General features: G+C 63.9%; 21 protein-coding genes. 17 read left to right on the forward strand and 4 right to left on the reverse strand.

The genetic code is table 11. From position 1 onward, the window contains the following. The first annotated feature begins 272 nt into the window (after positions 1-272). From ABIC03_RS11115 to ABIC03_RS11160, 10 genes are all read left to right on the forward strand, one after another. Positions 273-1685, forward strand: a complete 1413-nt coding sequence (locus ABIC03_RS11115; protein ID WP_354058021.1) for a mannose-1-phosphate guanylyltransferase/mannose-6-phosphate isomerase — start codon at positions 273-275, stop codon at positions 1683-1685. 183 nt (positions 1686-1868) lie between these two features. Next, entirely contained in the window at positions 1869-2873 is a 1005-nt protein-coding gene (locus tag ABIC03_RS11120) for a Gfo/Idh/MocA family protein (RefSeq protein WP_275169940.1), read from the forward strand. 9 nt (positions 2874-2882) lie between these two features. Continuing rightward, positions 2883-4070: a DegT/DnrJ/EryC1/StrS family aminotransferase gene (locus ABIC03_RS11125; protein ID WP_354058024.1), complete on the forward strand. Its 1188-nt coding sequence runs from the start codon at positions 2883-2885 to the stop codon at positions 4068-4070. A gap of 227 nt (positions 4071-4297) precedes the next feature. Further along, positions 4298-5824: a murein biosynthesis integral membrane protein MurJ gene (gene murJ, locus ABIC03_RS11130; protein WP_354058026.1), complete on the forward strand. Its 1527-nt coding sequence runs from the start codon at positions 4298-4300 to the stop codon at positions 5822-5824. A 163-nt stretch (positions 5825-5987) separates the two neighbouring features. Continuing rightward, a complete protein-coding gene (locus tag ABIC03_RS11135; RefSeq protein WP_354058028.1) occupies positions 5988-6404 on the forward strand; it encodes an SRPBCC family protein in 417 nt (138 codons plus the stop codon). 319 nt (positions 6405-6723) lie between these two features. Next, positions 6724-6981 (forward strand): DUF1127 domain-containing protein, encoded by a 258-nt coding sequence (locus ABIC03_RS11140; RefSeq protein WP_354058030.1) that lies wholly within the window; start codon positions 6724-6726, stop codon positions 6979-6981. A gap of 65 nt (positions 6982-7046) precedes the next feature. Continuing rightward, complete coding sequence (locus ABIC03_RS11145; protein ID WP_354058032.1) at positions 7047-7943, forward strand: DUF1152 domain-containing protein; 897 nt, start codon at positions 7047-7049, stop codon at positions 7941-7943. Positions 7944-8058: 115 nt separating this feature from the next. Then, positions 8059-10368, forward strand: a complete 2310-nt coding sequence (locus tag ABIC03_RS11150; RefSeq protein ID WP_354058034.1) for a xanthine dehydrogenase family protein molybdopterin-binding subunit — start codon at positions 8059-8061, stop codon at positions 10366-10368. Between the two features lie 137 nt (positions 10369-10505). After that, positions 10506-10952, forward strand: coding sequence for a c-type cytochrome (locus tag ABIC03_RS11155; RefSeq protein ID WP_354058036.1), 447 nt, complete (start codon positions 10506-10508; stop codon positions 10950-10952). Positions 10953-11287: 335 nt separating this feature from the next. After that, positions 11288-12583 carry a cystathionine gamma-synthase family protein gene (locus tag ABIC03_RS11160; RefSeq protein ID WP_354058038.1) on the forward strand — a complete coding sequence of 432 codons (1296 nt, stop codon included), beginning with the start codon at positions 11288-11290 and terminating at the stop codon, positions 12581-12583. A gap of 75 nt (positions 12584-12658) precedes the next feature. On the opposite strand, the gene ABIC03_RS11165 is transcribed toward ABIC03_RS11160, so the two are convergent. Further along, positions 12659-13075 (reverse strand): CHRD domain-containing protein, encoded by a 417-nt coding sequence (locus tag ABIC03_RS11165; protein WP_275169947.1) that lies wholly within the window; start codon positions 13073-13075, stop codon positions 12659-12661. A 152-nt stretch (positions 13076-13227) separates the two neighbouring features. Here ABIC03_RS11165 and ABIC03_RS11170 point away from each other — a divergent pair, with 152 nt between their 5' ends. Continuing rightward, the gene (locus ABIC03_RS11170; protein ID WP_354058040.1) at positions 13228-14157 is read left to right on the forward strand and encodes a c-type cytochrome; all 930 of its coding nucleotides are present in this window, start codon (positions 13228-13230) and stop codon (positions 14155-14157) included. 24 nt (positions 14158-14181) lie between these two features. On the opposite strand, the gene ABIC03_RS11175 is transcribed toward ABIC03_RS11170, so the two are convergent. After that, entirely contained in the window at positions 14182-14427 is a 246-nt protein-coding gene (locus ABIC03_RS11175; protein ID WP_007602021.1) for an Lrp/AsnC ligand binding domain-containing protein, read from the reverse strand. Positions 14428-14556: 129 nt separating this feature from the next. Between ABIC03_RS11175 and thiD the strand changes: the two genes are divergently transcribed. The 4 genes from thiD to ABIC03_RS11195 all read left to right on the forward strand — a co-directional run bounded on the left by thiD (position 14557) and on the right by ABIC03_RS11195 (position 18458). After that, complete coding sequence (gene thiD / locus ABIC03_RS11180) at positions 14557-15357, forward strand: bifunctional hydroxymethylpyrimidine kinase/phosphomethylpyrimidine kinase (RefSeq protein ID WP_354058043.1); 801 nt, start codon at positions 14557-14559, stop codon at positions 15355-15357. 184 nt (positions 15358-15541) lie between these two features. Further along, the gene (locus ABIC03_RS11185; protein ID WP_354058045.1) at positions 15542-16354 is read left to right on the forward strand and encodes a UDP-2,3-diacylglucosamine diphosphatase; all 813 of its coding nucleotides are present in this window, start codon (positions 15542-15544) and stop codon (positions 16352-16354) included. 13 nt (positions 16355-16367) lie between these two features. Continuing rightward, positions 16368-17411: a glycosyltransferase family 4 protein gene (locus ABIC03_RS11190; protein WP_354058047.1), complete on the forward strand. Its 1044-nt coding sequence runs from the start codon at positions 16368-16370 to the stop codon at positions 17409-17411. Between the two features lie 63 nt (positions 17412-17474). Then, positions 17475-18458, forward strand: a complete 984-nt coding sequence (locus ABIC03_RS11195; RefSeq protein ID WP_035994560.1) for a threonine/serine dehydratase family protein — start codon at positions 17475-17477, stop codon at positions 18456-18458. A gap of 73 nt (positions 18459-18531) precedes the next feature. On the opposite strand, the gene ABIC03_RS11200 is transcribed toward ABIC03_RS11195, so the two are convergent. Beyond that, complete coding sequence (locus tag ABIC03_RS11200; protein ID WP_354058049.1) at positions 18532-20349, reverse strand: caspase family protein; 1818 nt, start codon at positions 20347-20349, stop codon at positions 18532-18534. Positions 20350-20513: 164 nt separating this feature from the next. Here ABIC03_RS11200 and ABIC03_RS11205 point away from each other — a divergent pair, with 164 nt between their 5' ends. Continuing rightward, positions 20514-20957, forward strand: a complete 444-nt coding sequence (locus ABIC03_RS11205) for an RbsD/FucU family protein (RefSeq protein ID WP_354058051.1) — start codon at positions 20514-20516, stop codon at positions 20955-20957. A gap of 30 nt (positions 20958-20987) precedes the next feature. Here ABIC03_RS11205 and ABIC03_RS11210 read toward each other — a convergent pair whose 3' ends face one another. Beyond that, positions 20988-21305 carry an antibiotic biosynthesis monooxygenase family protein gene (locus ABIC03_RS11210; protein ID WP_275169952.1) on the reverse strand — a complete coding sequence of 106 codons (318 nt, stop codon included), beginning with the start codon at positions 21303-21305 and terminating at the stop codon, positions 20988-20990. Positions 21306-21426: 121 nt separating this feature from the next. On the opposite strand from ABIC03_RS11210, the gene ABIC03_RS11215 reads away from it, so the two are divergent. Then, the gene (locus ABIC03_RS11215) at positions 21427-21786 is read left to right on the forward strand and encodes a hypothetical protein (protein WP_007612410.1); all 360 of its coding nucleotides are present in this window, start codon (positions 21427-21429) and stop codon (positions 21784-21786) included. Positions 21787-21789: the final 3 nt, after the last annotated feature.

Genomic DNA, 21789 nt, shown 5'->3' on the forward strand with positions numbered 1-21789 from the left:
CCGCGGATGACCCGGCTGCCGCAAATGCGCCGTCTAAGGTCTACAATGTCGAGAACCACCACCCGGAAGAGCTGACGCACGTCGTCGGAGTTCTGGAGCAGGAGCTGGGTCGGACGGCGATCAAAGAATTGCTGCCGAGAAACCTTTGGAAACGTTCGCGGATGTCGAGGATCTGATGCGCGACGCCGGCTTTGCACCGTCAAGGCCGATCGCGCACGGAGTTCGTAATTGTGTCACCTGGTATCGGGACGACTTCAAGGTTTGAGATGACGATGGACAAACGCATTATCCCCCTGATCATGTGCGGCGGTGCCGGAACGCGGCTGTGGCCGGCTTCGCGCGAGGTGCGCCCCAAGCAGTTCCTGCCGCTGTTCGGCACGCGCTCGACGTTCCAGGATACGCTGTTGCGCGTCTCGGAGGCCTCGCTGTTCGATCGCCCGATCGTCATCACTAATGCCTCCTACCGCTTCATGGTGCTGGAGCAGCTCGCCGAGATCGGCATCGAGGCCGACGTGATCCTCGAGCCGATGCGGCGCGATTCCGGCCCCGCGATCGCAGCCGGCGCGGTGTTCGCGCAGAACCGCTCGAGTGAAGCCATCGTGCTCGCGCTCGCCGCCGACCACGTGGTGCAGGACAATGCCGCCTTCGTCGCGGCCTGCCGCCAAGGCCTCACCGCCGCGAGCGCCGGGCGCATCGTCACGTTCGGTGTCAAGCCGGAGCGAGCGGCGACCGAATACGGCTATATCAGCCCGGGCGAGGTCATCTCCGGCGAGGTGCACGCGGTCGCGCGTTTCGTCGAGAAGCCGGATGCGGTGAAGGCGGCCGACTATGTCAATTCCGGCTATCTCTGGAACAGCGGCAACTTCATGTTCCCGGCCAGCGTCCTGCTCGACGAATACCGCAAGGTCGATGCGGCGAGCGTGGAGGCGATTTCCACTGCTGTTAGTAACGCCGGACGCGATCTCGGCTTCGTGACGCTGGAGCCCGAGGCGTTCGGCGCGGCCAAGGCGATCTCGATCGACTATGCGGTGATGGAGAAGACCGCGCGCGCCGCGGTCGTGCCGGTGTCGTGCGGCTGGTCCGACGTCGGCTCCTGGCACGCGGTGTGGGAATTGTCGGACAGGGACGCGCAAGGCAATGCTTCGCACGGCACCGCCGTGTTCGAAGATAGCCGCAACTGCAACGTCACCACCGACGCTGCGCTGGTCGCGCTCGAAGGCGTCGACGATCTCATCGTGGTCGCGACTGCCGATGCAGTGCTGGTCTCGCGCCAAAAAGACGCCAACGGGCTCAAGCGGCTGGTCACAAAACTCAAGGCGGTCGCGCCGAAAGTCACCGAGGAGCACCTCAAGGTACATCGGCCCTGGGGCAGCTACCAGTCGGTCGACAATGGCGAGCGCCACCAGGTCAAGCGCATCGTGGTGAAGCCGGGCGGGCGTCTGTCGCTGCAGAAGCACCATCATCGCGCCGAGCACTGGATCGTGGTCCGCGGCACGGCCCGCGTCACCGTCAACGAGACCATCAAAAGCGTGCACGAGAACGAGTCCATCTACATCCCGATGGGCGCGGTGCACCGGATGGAGAACCCCGGTAAAATCATGCTGGAGCTGATCGAGGTCCAGACTGGAAGTTATCTCGGGGAAGACGACATCATCCGGATTGAAGACGACTATCAAAGGTCGTAACCAGCACACTCCGAATCACGCGCCCCGGGCCAAAAGAGTGGTCTCTTTCAGAGGCTTAAGCCCGGGGAACGTGTAACTGTTTGAATCAAATCGTGTCCGGACCGCCAGCTCCGCATTCGCCACAAATGTGGCGGCCGTGCTAGAAGCGCCTCGGGGATTTGCGTTGAATCGGGGTTTGCTCAAATGAGTTCCACAGGATCTGCACCGGCAAAGGCCGGCTTGCGCGTCGGCGTCATTGGCGCCGGTGTGATGGGCAGCAACCACGCGCGCGTGCTCGCGGGTCTTCCCGGCGTCAGCCTGGTCGGCGTCGTCGATCCTTCGCCGGCACATCGCACCCGGGCGATGGAGCTTGCCAATTGCGCGAGCTTCGAGACGCTCGACCAACTGCTGGCCGAAGGCGTCGATGCGGTCACCATCGCGGCGCCGACTCATCTGCATCACGAGGTCTCGCTCGCCTGCATCGCCAAGAACATCCACGTGCTGGTCGAGAAGCCGATTGCGTCCACGGTCGCGGAAGGCCGCGAGATCGTCACGGCTGCGCAAAAGGCCGGCGTGACGCTGATGGTCGGCCATGTCGAGCGCTTCAATCCGGCGGTCGCCGCCGTCAAGCAGGCGATCGCGGGCGAGGATATTCTGTCGATCGCGATCACGCGCGTCGGCCCGTTTCCGCCGCGCATGTCCAATGTCGGCGTCGTCATCGATCTTGCCGTGCACGACATCGATCTGATCCGCTGGTTCACCGAGTCCGACATCGTCGAGGTGCAGCCGCAATTGTCGAGTGCGGTCGCCGAGCGCGAGGACATCGCGCTCTTGCAGTTCCGCACCGCCAACGGCGTGCTCGCGCACATCAACACCAACTGGCTGACGCCGTTCAAGGCACGCAGCGTCACGGTCGCGACCCGCGGCAAATACGTGATGGGCGATCTCTTGACGCGCCAGGTCACCGAATGTTTCGGCTTCAAGCCTGACGGCAGCTATTCGATGCGGCATCTGCCGGTCGGCCATGACGAGCCGCTCCGCGCCGAGCTGATCGCGTTCCTCAAGGCCGTGCGTCATGGCGAGACGCCGGCCGTTACGGGCGACGAAGGCGTCGCCAGCCTCGAGATCGCGACGCAGTGCCTGGAAACGCCGTCCCGCCCCGCAGCCTCGTCGTCTGCCCGCAAGGGTCCGCGCCGCGTTGCCGGCTGAACTCTTTCCATGTCGACCAGCCAAGAAGGCTCCAAGAACCAGGCCATGAACCAGCATCTGCGTTCCGAACCCATTCCCTTTATCGACGTCGCCTCGCAGCGCCGCCGGCTCGGCGACTCGCTCGATGCCGCCGTGAAGCGGGTTCTCGATCATTGCCAGTTCGTCAACGGCCCTGAAGTCGCCGAGCTCGAGAAGCAGCTTGCGGCTTATTGCGGCGCCAAGCACGTCATCGGCTGCGCCAGCGGCACCGATGCGATCCTGATGGTGATGATGGCGAAGAATGTCGGGCCGGGCGACGCCGTGCTGTGCCCGTCCTTCACCTTCATCGCGACCGCTTCGCCGGTCGCGCGGACCGGCGCGACGCCGGTTTATGTCGACGTCGACGAAGCCACCTTCAACATGAGCCCGGAATCGCTCAAGCGCGGCATCGCGACAGCCCGCAAAGCCGGCCTGAAGCCGGTCGCGATCATTCCGGTCGATTTGTTCGGACAGCCCGCCGATCACGACGCTATCGCCGAGATCGCCAGGGCCGAAGGCCTGTTCGTGCTCGACGACGCCGCGCAAGGCTTTGGCGCGAGCTACAAGGGCCGCAAGCTCGGCACCTTTGGGCTCGCCACCGCGACCAGCTTCTTCCCCGCAAAGCCGCTCGGCTGCTTCGGTGACGGCGGCGCGATCTTCACCGATGACGACGAGCTCGCGGCGACGCTGCGCAGCATCCGCGTGCACGGGCAGGGCGTCGATAAATACGACAACGTCCGCCTCGGCCTGACCGGCCGGCTCGACACCATGCAGGCCGCGATCCTGCTCGAGAAGCTGAAGATCTTCGACGACGAGATCGCTGCCCGCAACAAGGTCGCCGAGCGCTACGCACGCGGTCTCAGCAATGTGGTCACCATGCCGCGCGTTGCTCCCGGCAATACGTCAGTCTGGGCGCAGTACACGATCCGCCTCCCTGAGGGCACCGACCGCGACGGCTTTGCCGCCGCGCTGAAGGCCCAGGGCGTGCCGACCGCGATCTATTACGGCAAGTCGATGCATCAGCAGACCGCCTACAAGCAGTACCCGGTCGCCGAAGGCGGCCTGCCGGGCTGCGAGAGCCTGTCGCAGGATGTCATCAGCCTGCCGATGCATGCCTATCTGACCGAAGCCGATCAGGAGCGAATCATCGCGGCCGTGCGCGGTGCGCTTTCAACCTGATTTCGCTGTTCTTGCCCTCTCCCCTTGTGGGAGAGGGTGGCTCGCCGCAAAGCGGCGAGACGGGTGAGGGGTCTCTCTCCGCCCGGAATGCGCGGGGAGAGACCCCTCACCCCAATGAGTTTGCGTCTACTTGCGGCGCTGCCCTCTCCCACAAGGGGAGAGGGCACAGCAATGCGCATTCGCAAGATGCAATCGACCTCTGTTCGATAAGCCTCTAAAACAGACGCATGCTCGGACGTATCTTCACGGTTGGTGGTTACACGCTGCTCTCGCGGCTGACGGGGTTTGCCCGCGACATCATGCTTGCGGCAATTCTCGGCGCCGGCCCCGTGGCCGACGCCTTTTTCGTGGCGCTGCGGCTGCCCAACCATTTCCGTGCGATCTTTGCCGAGGGCGCCTTCAACGCCGCCTGGGTGCCGGCCTATGCGCACGTCCATGGCGAGCGCGGGGAGGGGGCGGCAAGATTGTTCGCCGACCGCATCTTCACGCTGCTGCTGGCCTCGCAGGTGGTGCTGCTGATCGTCGCCTGGCTGTTCATGCCGCAGGCCATGAGCATTTTGGCCCCCGGCTTTAGCGAGGACGCCGAGCAGCGCAAGCTCGCGATCGAGCTGACCCGGATCACTTTTCCCTATCTGCTGCTGATCACGCTGGTGACGCTCTACGGCGGCATGCTCAACGTGATGCAGCGCTTCGCCAGCGCCGCGGCCGCGTCGATCTTCCTCAACATCTCGATGATGATGACGCTGGCGCTGGCCGCCTGGTTTCCCAGCGCGGGCCACGCTGCCGCCTGGGGCGTCCTCATCTCCGGCTTCCTGCAATATGCCCTGCTCGCCGGCGATCTCGCCCGCCATGGCGGCCTGCCGCGCTTTGCGCCACTCAAGCTCGACGAAGACGTCCGCGCATTCTTTAGGGCGTTGGGACCTGCGACGCTGGGCTCGATGGGCACGCAGCTCGCGCTGTTTGCCGACACCATCATCGCGACCTTCCTGCCCGCGGGCGCGTTGTCGGCGCTGTATTATGCCGACCGTCTCAACCAGCTCCCGATCGGCGTGATCGGCATTGCCATCGGTACGGTGCTGCTGCCGGAGATGTCGCGGCGGATCACGGCCAACGACCATGACGGCGCGATGAAGGCGCAGCGCCGTGCGTTCGATTTCACGCTGCTGTTCTCGGTGCCGTTCGTCGCCGCCTTCCTCACCGTGCCCGACGCGATCATGCGCGCGTTGTTCGCCCGCGGGGCGTTCTCGAAAGCCGATGCCGCCGCCGCAGGCGCAACGCTCGCGGCCTATGCCATCGGCCTCATTCCTTTCGTGCTGATCCGTAGCGCGGTCGCAACCTTCTATGCGCGCAAGGATACGGCGACGCCGGTTCGCGCCTCCCTGACCGGCATCGCGGTCAACGTCGCCCTCAAGGTCGCCTTGATGGGATCGCTGGCCCAGATCGGGCTTGCGCTTGCCACTGCCGTCGGCGTCTGGACCAATCTGCTGCTGGTGCTGTTCTTCGCGGTGCGGCGAGGCTTTCTCGTGCTGGACCGCGCCTGGTTGTTGTCGCTCGCCAAATTCCTGCTGACCGGGATCATCCTGGCCGCCGCCTTCTGGCTCATCGCGCGCTTCGGCGGTCCTTCGTTGGGCTCGATGCACTTCCGGGACGAATTGACGCTGCTTCTGCTGGCCGTCGGGGGCACGATCGTCTATGCGCTCGCCATCCTTGCGCTGTTCGGCCGCCGCTGGCTGGTCTCGCTGGTGCGGGGTTAGCTTTTTCATATTTTCAACCCATTGACGGCTCGACCTTGTCGGCACGGGCCCGTCTCGATCGTCCTTGGATGGACACATCTCGGAAGCGCGGCGGATGGACCCTGCACAATTGACGTGATGCCGTCACCTTGAGCCGGCAAAAATCGAACCAGGAGCACTGTTTATGAGGATCACCGTCGAAACCAACGTAGCAGCCCCCATCGATCAGGTCTGGCGCGCTTATACGACGCCTGCCGACATCATGAAGTGGAACGCCGCGTCTGACGATTGGCATACGACCAAGGCGACCGTCGACCTGCGAGAAGGCGGTATCTTCTCATCGCGCATGGAGGCCAAGGACGGCAGCATGGGCTTTGACTTCGCCGGTACCTACACGAAAATCATCGAGCACAAGCGGATCGAATACGCGTTCGGCGAGCGAAAAGCCGAAGTCGAGTTTGTGCCCGGCCCGAAGGGCGTTCTGATCCGGGTTGTCTTCGATGGCGAATCGACGCACTCGGTCGAGCAGCAGCAAGGCGGTTGGCAGGCCATCCTCGAAAACTTCGCACGATACGTGGAAGCGAAGCAGACGAAGTCCTGAGGGCGTTGACGGGCGTCGTCGGCTTCGGCGCCCGGCACCCTCAGGTAGGGACTCGCCTCCAGGATGCAGCGAACCTCTACACATCTCTTGATTTTGCGCGATTGCTGTGGTAATCGCAGCGCATGATCAAATCAGTGCGCAAACTCAACTGCATTCACATGACCCGCTTCGGCTGGGCCGTGGAAGGAGTCGCGCGCTAAGAATTCGACGACGACATCTTTCCACCAGGCCCCGCCGGCATCGGACGGGGCCTTTTGTTTGGCCACGCTCCCTGCCGGCACAACAGCAGGAGCGTCCGATGCCACCCCAACAGACGAACATGACATCCGAGACCGAGAGGCTCCCTCTCGAACTTGCCTCGACGTGGAGCATCCCAGGCTTGCTCGCGCAATACTGGCGTGCGCTCCAGGACTGGCGCTGGCGGCAGGGTCCACACATCGCCTTGCAGGACCTGAGTGACAGGGAGCTGATGGATATCGGCCTGACGCGTGGCGAGATTGACTACCTCACGCCGGAATGCGCTATCGACAGGCTGAGAGATCGCGCCACGGCTCTATGGAGCCGAGCGGGGATGTAAATGATCAAACGTACGGTTTTTCAAGCATGATTCCGTTTCTTGAGCGACTCGATCACGCAAGCAAAGTGCTTGTTGCTGGCTGTGGCGGCGGCTTCGACGTTTTCGCCGGGGTTCCGCTCGCCCAGCATCTGACGGCGCAGGGTAAGCAGGTGGTGTTCGCCAGCTTCTCCTTCACGAATTTGTGGCTGTGCGGCGGTGAGCGTATCGGGGAGACGATTTGGCGCGTCGATCAGCGCGCCGCCGAGATTCCGTACTTTCCGGAGAAGTGGCTGGCTGAATGGCTCGGCCGCCGCGAGCAGCTCGTGCCGATCTACGCTTTTGCCAAGAGCGGCGTTCGTCCGCTCGCAGCTGCGTATCGCGCGATTATCGACCGCCACGACATCGACATGGTCGTCCTGGTCGATGGCGGAACGGACAGTCTCGTGTTCGGCGACGAGCCCGGCGTCGGCAGCGTCGTCGAGGACGCGGTCTCGCTCATCGCCGCCGATCAGGCCGCGGGCGAACGCGTGCTGCTCGCTGCGATCGGCTTCGGCGTGGATCACTATCACGGTGTCTCGCATCATGCGTTCCTGGAGACCACGGCCCGGCTGATTCGCGATGGTGGGTTTCTCGGCATGTTTTCGCTGTCGCAGGGCAGTAAGGAGGCCGATGCATTCCTCGATCTGGTTGACTACGCCAACCAGCGTCAGCCCCAGCACCCGAGCATCGTCTGCAATTCGATCGCGAGTGCACTGCGGGGTGAGTTCGGCAACTATCATGCCACCAACCGGACCAGTGGGAACGAGCTGTTCATCAACCCGCTGATGACGCAATACTGGACGTTTCAATCCTCAGCGGTGGTTCGCCGCATGGCCTATGCGAGCCAATTGGCCGCGACCGAGCGTGCCGAGGACGTCCGCAGGATCATCGATCTTCACAGGGAGACGAGTGAGCTGCGGCCTTTCCGTCGTATCCCGCTCTGAAACACAAGGGTGCCGGACAATTTTTCGCGGACTGCGTCCAGCTAAAGCCGTTTGCCTTGCCAGTTTTTCCACGGCAATATGCCGGCAAAATAACCATGAGAAACGGGACAAGAAAATGGCGGCTCCCATCAAGTTCGGCGTTGGCCAAAGCGTGCTGCGCAAGGAGGATGACGCGCTCATCCGCGGCAAGGGCCGCTATACCGATGATTACGCGCCGCAGGCTGCGCTCCGCTGTCTGATGCTGCGCTCGCCGCATGCCCATGCCAAATACACCATCGATGCGAGCCGCGCCCGGACGCTGCCCGGCGTTGCGCTGATCCTAACCGCCGCTGAGGTCGGCGATCTCGGCGATCTGCCGTGCCTGTTCAATCTCGAGACCGACCCCTTCAAGGGCCCTCCCTATCCGATCCTCGCCAAGGATGAGGTGCGCCATGTCGGCGATTCCATCGCCTTCGTCGTCGCCGAGACCATCGATCAGGCCCGCGACGCGATCGAAGCGATCGAGGTCAAATGGAGCCCGCTGCCGGCGGTGACCGGGGTCGTCAACGCTGTGAAGAAGGGCGCAGCCTTGGTCTGGCCGGACAAGCCCGGCAACGTGCTGTTTGACGTCTCGATCGGTGACAAGAAAGCGACCGAAGCGGCCTTTGCCAAGGCGCATGCGGTGGCCGAGATCTCGATTGTCAATCCGCGCGTGGTCGCGAACTTCATGGAGACGCGCGCGGCGGTGTGCGAATACGACGCCAAGCGCGACCATCTGACGCTGACCGTCGGCAGCCAGGGCAGCCATCGCCTGCGCGATATCCTCTGCCAGAACGTGCTCAACATTCCGACCGACAAGATGCGGGTGATCTGCCCCGACGTCGGCGGCGGCTTCGGCACGAAGCTGTTTCCCTATCGGGAATACGCCCTCCTGGCAGTCGCCGCGCGAAAACTGAAGAAGGCGGTGAAATGGGCGGCCGACCGCACCGAGCATTTCATGGGCGATGCGCAGGGCCGCGACAACGTCACCACCGCGAAGATGGCGCTGGCCGAGGACGGCAAGTTCCTCGCGATGGATTGCGATCTGATGGGCGACATGGGCGCGTATCTGTCGACCTTCGGGCCCTATATCCCGCATGGCGGCGCCGGCATGCTGCCGGGCCTCTACGACATCCAGGCGTTCCACTGCCGTGTGCGCACCATCTTCACCAACAGCGTGCCGGTCGATGCCTATCGCGGCGCCGGGCGGCCCGAAGCGGCTTATGTCATCGAACGTCTCGTGGACGCCTGCGCGCGAAAACTCGACGTGACGGTGGATGCGATCCGCCGCAAGAATTTCATTCAGCCGAAGGCGCTGCCCTACAAGACCGCGACCGGCAAGGTCTACGATTCCGGCGACTTCGCCGCGCATCTGAAGCGCGCGATGGAGATCGCCGAGTGGAAGGAGTTTGGCAAGCGCGCCAAGGCGGCCAAGAAGAGCGGCCTGATCCGCGGCATCGGGCTTGCGAGCTATGTCGAGGTCTGCGGCACCATGGGCGAGGAAACCGCCAATGTGCGGATGGACCCCAATGGCGATATCACCGTCCTGATCGGCACCCAGTCGAGCGGGCAGGGCCATCAGACCGCCTATGCGCAGATCGTTGCCGAGCAGTTCGGCGTGGCGCCTGAGCGCGTGCACGTCCACCAGGGCGACACCGACATGATCGCCACGGGTCTCGGCACCGGCGGCTCGGCCTCGATCCCGTCAGGCGGGGTCAGCGTCGAGCGTGCGACCCGCGAACTCGGCGAGAAGCTGAAGGCGATCGCGGCGCAGGCGCTGGAAGCCAGCGCCGGCGACCTCGAGATCACCGATGGCCTGGTGCGCATCGCCGGCACCGACCGTTCGATCTCGTTCGCCGATCTGGCCAAGCGTCCCGGCGTCGATCCGTCGAAGCTCAATGCGAGCGCGACCTTCGCCAGCGCCGACGGCACCTATCCGAACGGCACCCATGTCGCGGAGGTCGAGATCGATCCGGCCACCGGCATCATCAAAATCGTCAACTACGTGATCGTCGACGATTTCGGCATGACGCTCAATCCGCTGCTGCTGGCCGGGCAGGTCCATGGCGGCGCCATGCAGGGCATCGGCCAGGCGTTGATGGAGCAGGCGGTCTATGGCGCGGGCGACGGCCAGCTCGTCACCGCGACCTTCATGGACTATGCGTTGCCGCGCGCGGCGGACGGGCCGGACTTCGTGTTCGAAACCGCCAACGTTCCCTGCAAGACCAATCCGCTGGGGGTGAAGGGCGCGGGCGAGGCCGGCGCGATCGGGTCCTGCCCGGCCGTCGTCAACGCCATCGTCGACGGGCTCTGGCGCGAATACAAGATCGACCACATCGACATGCCGGCGACCCCGGAGCGGGTGTGGATCGCCGTCAACGAGCACCATCGCCGCCACAGCCTGTGACAATCTTCCCATGGAATGAACTCTGCCAAGCGGTGTTGGCCCCATTGCGGGGTCAGCACGATCGTGCAGCGCTGCGATCCTGCATCAAGGCAATCCTGCATCAAGGCAATCCTGCATCAAGGAAAGGGACTTTGCGAATGAAGCGAATGTTGGTTGTTGGGGGCGCGCTCCTGCTCGGTATGGGCGCGGTTTGGGCACAACAGGACTCCGTCAAGGAGGTCCAGATCCTGATGAAGGGCAACGGCAAGAACGCCGGCGCAGTGGCGGCGATGGTCAAGGGCGAGAAGCCCTACGACCAGGCTACGGTGGACAGCGCGCTGGCGCAGTTCGAGGACACCGCCAAGAAGCTGCCGAACCTGTTTCCGGCGAGCGCCAAGGGCATGAAGCCCGAGGGCGACTACAGCGCCTCGCCGAAAGTGTGGGAGGACAAGGCCGGATTCGACGCCAAGGTCGCGAGCTTCGCCAAGGTCGTTGGCGAGGCCAAGGGCAAGATCAAGGATTTGGACTCGCTCAAGGCGAATTTCCCCGCGGTCGGCAAGGAATGCGGCGGCTGCCACGAGACGTTTCGCGTGAAGAACGGCTGAGGCAAAAATCGTAGCCCGGATGGAGCGCAGCGCAATCCGGGAAATCCAATCGAGCTGACAGACTGCCCCGGATTGCGCTGCGCTCCATCCGGGCTACTGGGAATCAAGAAGGGCGGCCTGCGAAAGCAGCCGCCCTTTTTATTGCGTCGCGTGTCACCGCTGGAAATTCTGTTCGCAAGGCCTGACGGATCGCTGCCGGAGCAGCTATCTTTGCTCCAGCCGCCGCGGCATTGGCGTGAGCTTTTGACGCTGACGCATCTCGCTCCTGACTGCGTTATGACATCAGGAGTTCCAACCCGCGGCGAGCAGCTCAATCAGCAACAGCGAGACAAGCCATGGTCAAACCGTTCCCGTCGAAGACGCACATCGGCAACCATATGCTGCATCCGGAAACGCTGATGCTGACCTATGGCTACGATCCGCAATTGTCGGAAGGCGCGGTCAAGCCGCCGGTGTTCCTGACCTCGACCTTCGTGTTCAAGACCGCCGAGGACGGGCAGGACTTCTTCGATTTCGTCTCCGGCCGGCGCGAGCCGCCGGAAGGGATGGGTGCGGGCCTGGTCTATTCACGCTTCAATCACCCCAACAGCGAAATCGTCGAGGACAGGCTCGCGATCTACGAGCGCACCGAGAGCTGCGCGCTGTTCTCGTCCGGCATGGCGGCCATCGCGACCACGATTCTGGCGTTCGTCCGCCCCGGCGATGTCATTCTGCACTCCCAGCCGCTCTATGGCGGCACGGAAACGCTGCTGACGAATACGCTTGCGCGTCTGTCGATCGGCGCCCTCGGCTTCGCCGATGGCGTCGATGAAGACGTGGTCAGCCAGGCCGCGGAGGAGGCCATGCGCAAGGGCCGCGTTTCGATGATCCTGATCGAAACCCCGGCCAACCCCACCAACGGGCTGGTCGACATCGCGATGATGCGCCGTGTCGCCGACACCATCGGAAAGACCCAAGGCCACGTTCCGATCATCGCCTGCGACAATACCCTGCTCGGGCCGGTGTTTCAGCGGCCGATCGAGCACGGCGCCGATATTTCCCTGTACTCGCTCACGAAATATGTCGGCGGTCATTCAGACCTGATCGCGGGCGCCGCGCTCGGCGCGAAGGCGGTGGTGAAAGGCATCAAGGCGCTGCGAGGCGCCATCGGCACCCAGCTCGATCCGCATTCCTGCTGGATGATCAACCGGTCGCTCGAGACGCTGAGCCTGCGCATGGAAAAGGCCGATGCGAATGCGCGCCTCGTGGCGGATTATCTGCGCGATCATCCCAAAGTGGCCAAGGTGCACTATCTCGGTCATCACGACGCGGCGTCGCGGGACGGACGTGTGTTTGTGCGGCAATGCACAGGGGCGGGGTCCACGTTCTCGTTCGACATCGTCGGCGGCAAGGCCGCCGCCATGAAATTCCTCAACGCGCTGCAAATCCTCAAGCTGGCGGTGAGCCTCGGTGGAACGGAGTCGCTTGCGAGCCTGCCGGCCACCATGACCCATTCCGGCGTTCCCGCCGACATCCGCCGGAAAATCGGCGTGCTCGATTCCACGATCCGGCTGTCGATCGGCATCGAACACCCGTCGGATTTGATCGCCGACCTCGCGCAGGCGCTGAACGCAGCCGAACCTGAGGTGTGACGCCTGCGCCAGCGTACGCGGAACGAAAAGGGCGGCTGCGATGGCAGCCGCCCTTTTTGCTGATCTGTGCGAAGGTTACTTCATCACCTGGCCGCGGATCTCGCCGCCCGGATTGGCCGCGGTGTGGATGTTGACGTAGAGCTTGCCGCCGAGCAGATCGGCCGCCTGCGCGTCGGTCAGTGTCGCCGAGCCCTCGGCCGGGCTGGTGGCGGCGCCGGGAATCGGGATCGCAACGCCGGCGTTCTTGCCGGGCTCGGCAGGTCCGTGGAAATGCGCGGCGGTGGCAGGGCCGGACAGGCCGGAATAGGTGACTTTCCAAGACAGCTTCTTGCTGGCGGCGTCGTAATCCAGATCAGCCGTTCCGGTGCCGCTGCTGGTCGTTGCCGGGACTTCGGACTTGGCATCGAGCGTTGCTTTCAGCTTTTCGGCGCTGGCCGAACCGGCAAAAGCAACGGCGCCAAGCACTGACATGGCGATGACGATCTTGTTCATGATTTTTCTCCCTGCTGAACCCGTTTGGGCTGCCAAACTTCCAACAGCCGGCATTTCAGTTTATTCCCGTTTCAGGCCGCGGTGGGCTAAATTCTTCGTGGCTGGAGCCGCGAGGACATCGGTCATAAGCTTCGTCGCGACGAAAGGACCGCATGTTGCGACGAACAATCCCCGTGGTGCTGCTCGCCGCACTCGCCGCAGCCGGCGTCTATTGGTGGCTCAGCGCGCCCGTGGTGGCGGCCGCCAGCACCGCGCCTGCCCGCGCCCCTGACCTTGCCAATGGCCAGGTGATGTTCAACGCCGGCGGCTGCGCCTCATGCCATGCCGTTCCCGACCAGCCCGATCGTCTCAGGCTCGGCGGCGGCGTCGCGATCAAGTCGCCGTTCGGAACGTTCTACGCGCCGAACATCTCGTCCGATCCGACCGACGGCATCGGCAAATGGAGCGAGGCCGAATTCGTCAACGCGGTGATGCAGGGGGTCTCGCCCGACGGACGGCATTATTTTCCGGCCTTTCCCTATACGTCCTATCAGCATGCCAGGCGCGAGGACGTGCTCGATCTCTTTGCGTATCTGAAAACGCTGCCGGCCGTTGCCGGCAAGGTGCGCGACCACGACGTGGGCTTTCCGTTCAACATCCGGCGGAACGTCGGCATCTGGAAATTTCTGTTCATGGACGGCAAGCCCTTCGTCGCCGACAGCGCGAAGTCGCCGCAGTGGAATCGTGGCGCCTATCTCGTCAACAGTTTTGGCCATTGCGCAGAATGCCACAGTCCGCGCAATGCGCTTGGCGGCATCATCGCCGGACAACGCTTCGCCGGCGGGCCCAATCCGGAAGGCGAGGGGTGGGTGCCCAACATCACCCAGAAGGGCCTTGGCGAGTGGAGCGCGAAGGATTTTGCCTATTTCCTGAAGACCGGCGAATTGCCCGACGGCGACAGCGTCGGCGGCGCGATGACGCGGGTGATCAAGAACACCTCGCAATTGCCGGACGACGATCTCGCGGCGATGGCGGACTATCTCAAATCACTGCCGCCGGTGGACGGTCCGCCGCGTCCCAAGCGCAAGGAGGGCGGCGCCTGATCAGGGCCGCCCTTTTCCGGACGGTCAACTCGCGCCAAACGCCTTGAAGGTGATGATGGTGAGGGTGTCCTGGATGCCGGGCAGCACCTGCACCTTCTCGTTGACGAAGTGGCCGATATCGGTGTCGTTGTCGACGTAGAACTTCACCAGCAGGTCGTATTGACCGGCCGTGGAATAGATCTCGGAGGCGATCTCGGCTTCGGCAAGCGCATTGGCGACCACATAGGATTGGCCGAGCTTGCATTTGATCTGGACGAAAAAGGGAACCATCGCGGTCACTCCGAAAGCATATCTGGCGGCTAATAGGCCAAACCCGGCCGGATTTAGCAAGCGAACTTGCTGGGCTGGCGGAGGCGCGCTAGGACGGGCCATGGCTTCGAAAACGCTGAAGATCGCCCTATGACCACGCCCGTCGCGCTGACCATTGCCGGCTCCGATTCGAGCGGCGGCGCCGGCATCCAGGCTGACCTGAAGACCTTCGCCGCGCTCGGCGTTTTTGGTGCTTCCGCCATCACGGCGCTGACGGCGCAGAACACGCGTGGCGTCACCGGCATTCACGCGGTGCCCGCCGAATTCGTCACCGCGCAGATCGACGCGGTGTTTTCCGATCTCGAGGTCGGCGCGGTCAAGATCGGGATGGTGGCGCAAGCCGCCAGCATCGATGCGATCGCGGCCGCGCTGTCGCGCTGGGCGCCCCGGCATATCGTGCTCGATCCCGTGATGGTGGCGACATCGGGCGATCGCCTGCTCGCGTCCGAAGCCGTCGACGCCCTGCGCATCAAACTGATGCCGCTGGCTTCGGTGATCACACCCAATCTGCCCGAGGCCGCGGCTCTGCTCAACGAGCCGGTCGCGGCCAATGAAGCCGAAATCGAGAGCCAGGGGCGCCGGCTGCTGGCGCTCGGCTGCCGTGCGGTCCTGATCAAGGGCGGGCACGGCGAGGGCGCCGAGAGCATCGACTATCTCGTCGATGCCAGCACCACGATCGCGCTCGCCGCGCCGCGCGTCGCCACTCGCAACACCCATGGCACCGGCTGCTCGCTGTCCTCGGCGGTTGCCGCGGGGCTCGCCAGAGGCGAGGATCTCGAGCGCGCCGTGCGCAACGCCAAGACCTGGATCAGCGCGGCGATCGCGGCCGCCGATCGCTTTAGCGTCGGCCACGGCCACGGCCCGATCCATCATTTCCACAAGTTCTACTGACGCCTCTCGCGAGCGCGCCGCGGTTCCGAGTTCTTGCGGAGGGCGCTGCGACGCCATGTCGCCTGATTGTCGCATGCGACTGATATTCGCGGGGTGGGCGAGGCAAGCGCGATTCGTATCCGAAGGTGCCTCAGAGGTTCAATTGGTCATCCCCCTGTCACGGGACATTGTTACAGGCTGGCGCATGGGAAGTTACGATGTGAGTGACGAGAGCCCGGAGCGGCGCTTTCGCACGTTGTTCATCTCCGACGTTCATCTCGGAGCCCGCGGTTCTCAAGCCGACCTTCTGCTCGATTTCCTCCGTTTCCATGATGCGGACACGATCTATCTCGTCGGCGACATCGTCGACGGCTGGGCGCTGAAATCGAGCTGGCACTGGCCGCAATCACATAACGACCTCGTCCAGAAGCTTTTGCGCAAGGCGCGCAAGGGCGCCAAGGTCATCTACATCCCCGGAAATCACGACGAGTTCCTGCGCAACTATTACGGCACGCATTTCGGCGGCATCGACGTGGTGGAGAACACCGTCCACACCGGCGCGGACGGCAAGCGCTATCTCGTCATCCACGGCGACATCTTCGACCTCGTGGTGCAGAACGCACGCTGGCTCGCCCATCTCGGCGACAAGGCCTACGACTTCGCGATCCAGCTCAATCGCTTCGTCAACTTCTTCCGGCGTATGTTCAAGGTGCCCTATTGGTCGCTGTCGCAATGGGCCAAGCAGAAGGTCAAGAACGCGGTCAACTATATCGGCGCGTTCGAGCAGGCGCTCGCCGCCGAAGCGCGGCGCCACGACGCCGACGGCGTGATCTGCGGCCACATCCATTACGCGGTGATCCGCGACGAGGGCGACATCCGCTACATGAATTGCGGCGACTGGGTCGAGAGCTGCACGGCGCTGGTCGAGCACGATGACGGCCGTTTCGAGATCATCACCTGGGCGGACCAGGCCGAGAAGCCGGCACAGGTCCCGCAGGTCGCAGCCAGAGCTGCATGACAAAGGCCGCCTGATGCGCATCCTGGTCGCGACCGACGCCTGGCACCCGCAAGTCAACGGTGTGGTTCGGACGCTGACCAAGCTTGCCGACGCAGCCAAAAGCCTCGACGTCGAATTCGCGTTCCTGACGCCGCAATCGTTCCGCACCTTTGCGATGCCGAGCTATCGTGACGTGCGGCTGGCCATGCCGCGGCCGGGTAGAATCGCGAAGCTGATCGAAGAGGCGCGCCCGGACAGCATCCACATCGCGACGGAGGGTCCGATCGGCTTGATGGTCCGCCGCTATTGCCGCCAGCGCAAGCTGCCCTTCACGACCAGCTTCCACACCCGCTTTCCCGAATATGTCCGCGCCCGCGTGCCGGTGCCGGGCTCGCTGATCTGGCGGGCGCTGCGCCGATTCCACAGCCCCAGCCGCGCCGTGATGGCGGCAACGTCGGCGCTCGCCAGCGAGCTGACCGAGCGCGGCTTCGACAATGTCGTGCTGTGGCCGCGCGGCGTCGACACCGATTTGTTCCATCCCCGCGCGATCGATCTCTGCTTGCCGGCGCCGGTGTTCCTCTCGGTCGGACGGGTCGCGGTGGAGAAGAATCTCGAGGCGTTCCTCGACCTCGACCTGCCCGGCACCAAGGTGATCGTCGGCGACGGTCCGGCCCGTGTCGCGCTGGAGGAGGCCTATCCGGATGCGATTTTCCTCGGCGAAAAACACGGCGAGGAACTGGCGGACATTTACGCTGCCGCCGACGTCTTTGTGTTTCCGAGCAAGACCGATACGTTCGGCCTCGTCCTGCTCGAAGCGCTGGCGAGCGGCCTGCCGGTCGCGGCGTTTCCGGTGAAGGGGCCCCGCGACGTGATCGGCGATGCGCCGGTCGGCGCGCTCGATCACGATCTGCGCAGCGCCTGCTTCGCTGCGCTGGACATCTCCCGGCAGGACTGCGTCGAGTTCGCCGCCAATTACACCTGGGAGGCCTCGGCCCGGGCATTTATCGACAGCATTTTGGCGGTCGGTGCGGTGCTGCCCGGCCGGAACGGGGCGGAGCCGGCGCGATTCGTCGCCTGAGAGCCCAAAATCCTCGCGCGGAGATGCCTTGCCCGCGCCTCATCCGCCGCGATAACATCAGGCATGACAGAACAGCTCCTTCCGATCGGCCCTGCCGATATCGATGCCGCAGCGCGCGTGATCGCGCCCTTTGCCGTCCGCACCCCGCTGTTGTCCTTTCCCGTGCTCAACGAGCGTGTCGGCGCAAAGGTCTATCTCAAGCCGGAGATGCTCCAGCGCACCGGTTCGTTCAAGTTCCGCGGTGCTTTCAACAAGGTCGCCTCGATCCCGCAGGACAAGCGCGCCGGCGGCGTGGTCGCGTTCTCCTCCGGCAACCATGCCCAGGGCGTGGCTGCGGCGGCAAAGATCCTGGACATGCAGGCGACCATCGTGATGCCGGCGGATGCGCCGTTGTCGAAGCGCGAGCGTACCAAATCCTACGGTGCAGAAGTCGTGCTGTACGACCGCGACCGCGACGACCGCGAGGCGATCTCGCGCGGCATCGCCGAGAAGCGCGGCGCAACGCTGGTCAGGCCCTATGACGATCCGTTCGTGATCGCCGGCCAAGGCACCGCCGGCCGCGAGATCGCCGAGGACATGGCGGCACTCGGTCTCGCCCCCGACATCGTGGTGGCGCCGGCCTCCGGCGGCGGCCTGATCGCGGGCGTCGCGACGGCCGTGAAGGCACGCTATCCGCTGGCCCAAATTGTCGTCGCCGAGCCTGAGGCGTTCGACGATCACGGCCTGTCGCTGACGGCAGGCCATCGCGAGCCGCACGGGCCGGCAGGCCGCACCATCTGCGATGCGCTGATGGCTCTGATCCCCGGCGAGATGACGTTCGCGATCAACAGCAAGCTGCTCGCGCGCGGCGTCACCGCCTCGGACAAGGAAGTCGGCGCGGCCGTCGCGTTCGCCTATCGCGAGCTGAAGCTCGTGGTGGAGCCGGGTGGCGCCGTGGGTCTTGCCGCGCTGCTTGCGGGGCGCCTTGATGTTGCCGGCAAGAACGTCGTCATCGTGCTCTCCGGCGGCAATGTCGACGCCGATCTGTTTGCGGAGCTGGTGGCCTGATATTCTAATCTTCTGACGTGAAGAGGGGCAGAGCGTCACCGCTCTGCCCTTTGTTGTGTGTGGCCGACCGCAATCAGTGCATGAAGCCGCGGTGGTTGTTCCCGCTGTTACCACCCTGGCTCTGGTTCATCGACTGACGGAAGTTGTTGCTGCCGTTGTTGACGATGCGGTTGGTCGTGTTGAACTGCGGGCGGTTGTTGTTCTGCACCTGCACCTTGTTCACCGGGTTTTTGTTGATCTTCGCGCCGTTGTTGATGCGGATCGGGTTGTTCTGCGTCTGAACGTTGACGGGCTTTGCATCGATGGTCGTGCCGCCCTTGCCGACATTCACCGGCATGCTCACGATCTTGCCAGGATTGCCATTGGTTGTGCCATTGGCAGTGCCGCCATTGTTGCCGCCGTTCTGCGTCTTATTGGTCGCAGGCAGCGTCACGATCTTGCCGATGCCGCCCTTGGTGGTCGTGGTGTTGGTCGGCGCGGGCAGGGTCACGATCTTGCCCGGGGTCTGCGACGGCGTGCCGTTCTGCTGGTTGGGCTGGTTGTTGCCCGCCGGCAGGTTGATGATCTGGCCGCCATTGCCGAGCTTGCCGATGCCGTTGTTGTCGCCCGACTTCTGCACGATCGGCAAATTGCCGTTCACTTGCGCGCCGCCATTACCCTGCTGCAGCGGCATGTATTTGGGCTGGCCGAGATTGCCGATCTTGAAGGTCGGGGCGATATTCTGCGGCGCCAGGAACTTGGTAGCCTGCATCAGGGGGATCTGCTTCGGCTGCATCTGGAGCTTGAGCGCGACCTGCGCATAGGGCGTGTTGCCGTAGCTGTCGTAGAAGTTCTTGTAGGCGACCGGCGAGTTCGCGAGCACCGTCTTGTGCCAGGCCTGCGTGAGCAGCAGGTTGTTGAGCAGCCAGCGGACGTGATCGCACAGCGGGTCGTGCGGATACATCGTGATGAACTCCTGATAGTACTCCGGCCGTGCTTCGGACACCACGTAGTCATAGGCTTGGCGGGTCGAGCGGCTCGGCAGGTTGGAGGCCATCTGCACGATGGGCGCATTCACCGGCGCGCGGTTGGCGGCAACAGCGGTGTCGCCGAAGAAAGTGAAGTCGGACGTCAGCGACGAGCTCTCCCACGGGATCTGCGCGCCGCTGGTGGTCTGGTTCACTTCGAGGCGCACGCGCTTGAACAGCTGCTCGATCGGCACGTTGGGCTCGCGCGCGACGTTCAGGAAGGCTTGCGTGTAGGGGCTGTGGCCGCCGGTGCCGTCCTGTGCTTCCGCGCCCGGTGCGGTCGAGTAACCGACGATCGAACCGTTCGGCGCATCGACGATGGCCAAGCCCCGGCCGGCGTCGTTGACGTTCGGGAACGGGTTGTTGCGGCAGGCGTCGAGGATGACGATGCGCATGCGGCTCGGGATCGTCTCCAGCGTCGACATCACGTCGACCAGGCGGACGGAGTTGTTGACGAGCTCGGTCTGGCTCGAGACCTTGGCGTCGACGGGAACGAGGTAGTTCTCGCCGGCGAGCTGCACGCCGTGACCGGCGTAGTAGACCATCGCCACCGTATTCGGACCGCGCGCCGACACTTTGGCGGAGAAGTCCTGCACCACCTTGAGCATGTCGTTCTGGGTCAGGTCGGTCGCGGCGACCACTTCGAACCCGGCCGAATTCAGGAACTTCGCCATCGACTCCGCGTCATTGTCGGGATTGGCGAGCTGCGGCGCGTTCTGATAGTTCGAATTGCCGATCACCAGCGCCACCCGCTGTTCCGGACCTTGCAGCACGGTGGGGGCCGGCTCGACCGGGGCGACTTGCGCGGAAACAGGGCCGCAGGCAAAGCCGAACAGGCTTCCCAGCAGGCTGGCCGTCATCAGGAAAGGTTTTAGGCGGAACATGGCGTGCTCCTTTGGCACTGATCTCGATACGAGATTGGTTGCCGGGGAGCTTGGCCGCGTTCGAGTTTGAGGTCCGTGATCCCTATCACCATGGTAGGCTGCGTGATCTGAATCACGCTTGGAACCTGCCAAGGTGGGTGCACGATGGGAGGACAGTCCGTCACATGCTGAAATCGATCTATCCGATCCTCACGCCCGACCTGCTCTGGCTGCTGGCTTCCATGGGGCATGGCGACGACCTCGTTTTCGTCGATGCCAATCACCCCGCGGCACGTATCGCGCAGAGCACGAATTCGCGGCGCCTGATCCAGTTGCCGGGCATGAGCATGGAGACTGCGATCCGCGCTATCATGTCGGTCTATCCGCTCGACGATTTCGATCCCGATCCGGTGCGCGTGATGATGCCCGTCGACGATCCCGACCGCGTCCCCGACGTGCAGCGCGCGGTGCTCGCCGAGATCGAACGCGCCGCCGGCCGGCCTGTCACGCCCGGAAAACTCTCCCGGCCTGATTTTTATCGCGCGGCGGCGGCGAGCTTTGGCGTCGTGCAGGTCGGCGACAGCAGCAGTTACGGATGCTTCCTGATCAGGAAGGGCGTGATCGGCTAGCAGCGCACGATCGAACGATGCGGGGCCGCGTCACACGTGCTCGAATGGTCCGACCTCACGGATCACCTTGCAGATCTGCAGGAAGCCACTGGCGTAGAACTCGGCATGTCCCCGCTTCATCGTCTCGACATGTTCGGGGTGGGTCCGCCAGGCTTCGAGCGCTTCCTCCGAGGCAAAACGGAACACGGTGAGCTCCTCGCCGTCGTCGGCCTTGAACGACTTGATCGACACAAAGCCGGGAAGACGGCTGACGATGTCGTACATGCGCGCGCCGAGTCGGTCGTGTTCGTCGACAGAGGCGCCGTCACGCAATTGCAGATCGCCAATGACAATCACTTCGCCAATCATGTTTCCTTGCCCCTCGGTGATGGATTTCCGTTCCCGATATCTTCGGTTTCGCGATGGCTTTGTTACATCGCCCACCCGAATTTGAATGGCCTGCCGGCATCCGACTGTTTATGGTCGGACCATGTCGCGCCTTATGTGTCTATCTGTCGCTATCGTCCTATCGCTGCTGCCGGCTGTCGCGCCGGCTGCTTCAATCCAAAAGCGTCCCAAGCAAGCCTGGCATGGCTACGGCTTTCTGCCGGGCTATCGCCAGCCGCTGAGCAACAGCATTCCGCTCTACAAGCAGAAGGAAGCGATGCGGCGGATGTCGCCTAGCGACCGCCGCCATTGGTACATCGATCCAGTCCCGCAATATTACGGCTGGGACGGTGAGTGGCGCTATTTCGGCCGGCCCGGCTTCGGCGGCGGCCGCTACAATGGCGGCAGTTTTGGGCCGTGCTGGACGCGGACGCCGATCGGCGCGGTTTGGAATTGCGGTTGATGG

The organism is Bradyrhizobium sp. RT6a (assembly GCF_040547675.1).
Taxonomy (GTDB): Bacteria; Pseudomonadota; Alphaproteobacteria; order Rhizobiales; family Xanthobacteraceae; genus Bradyrhizobium.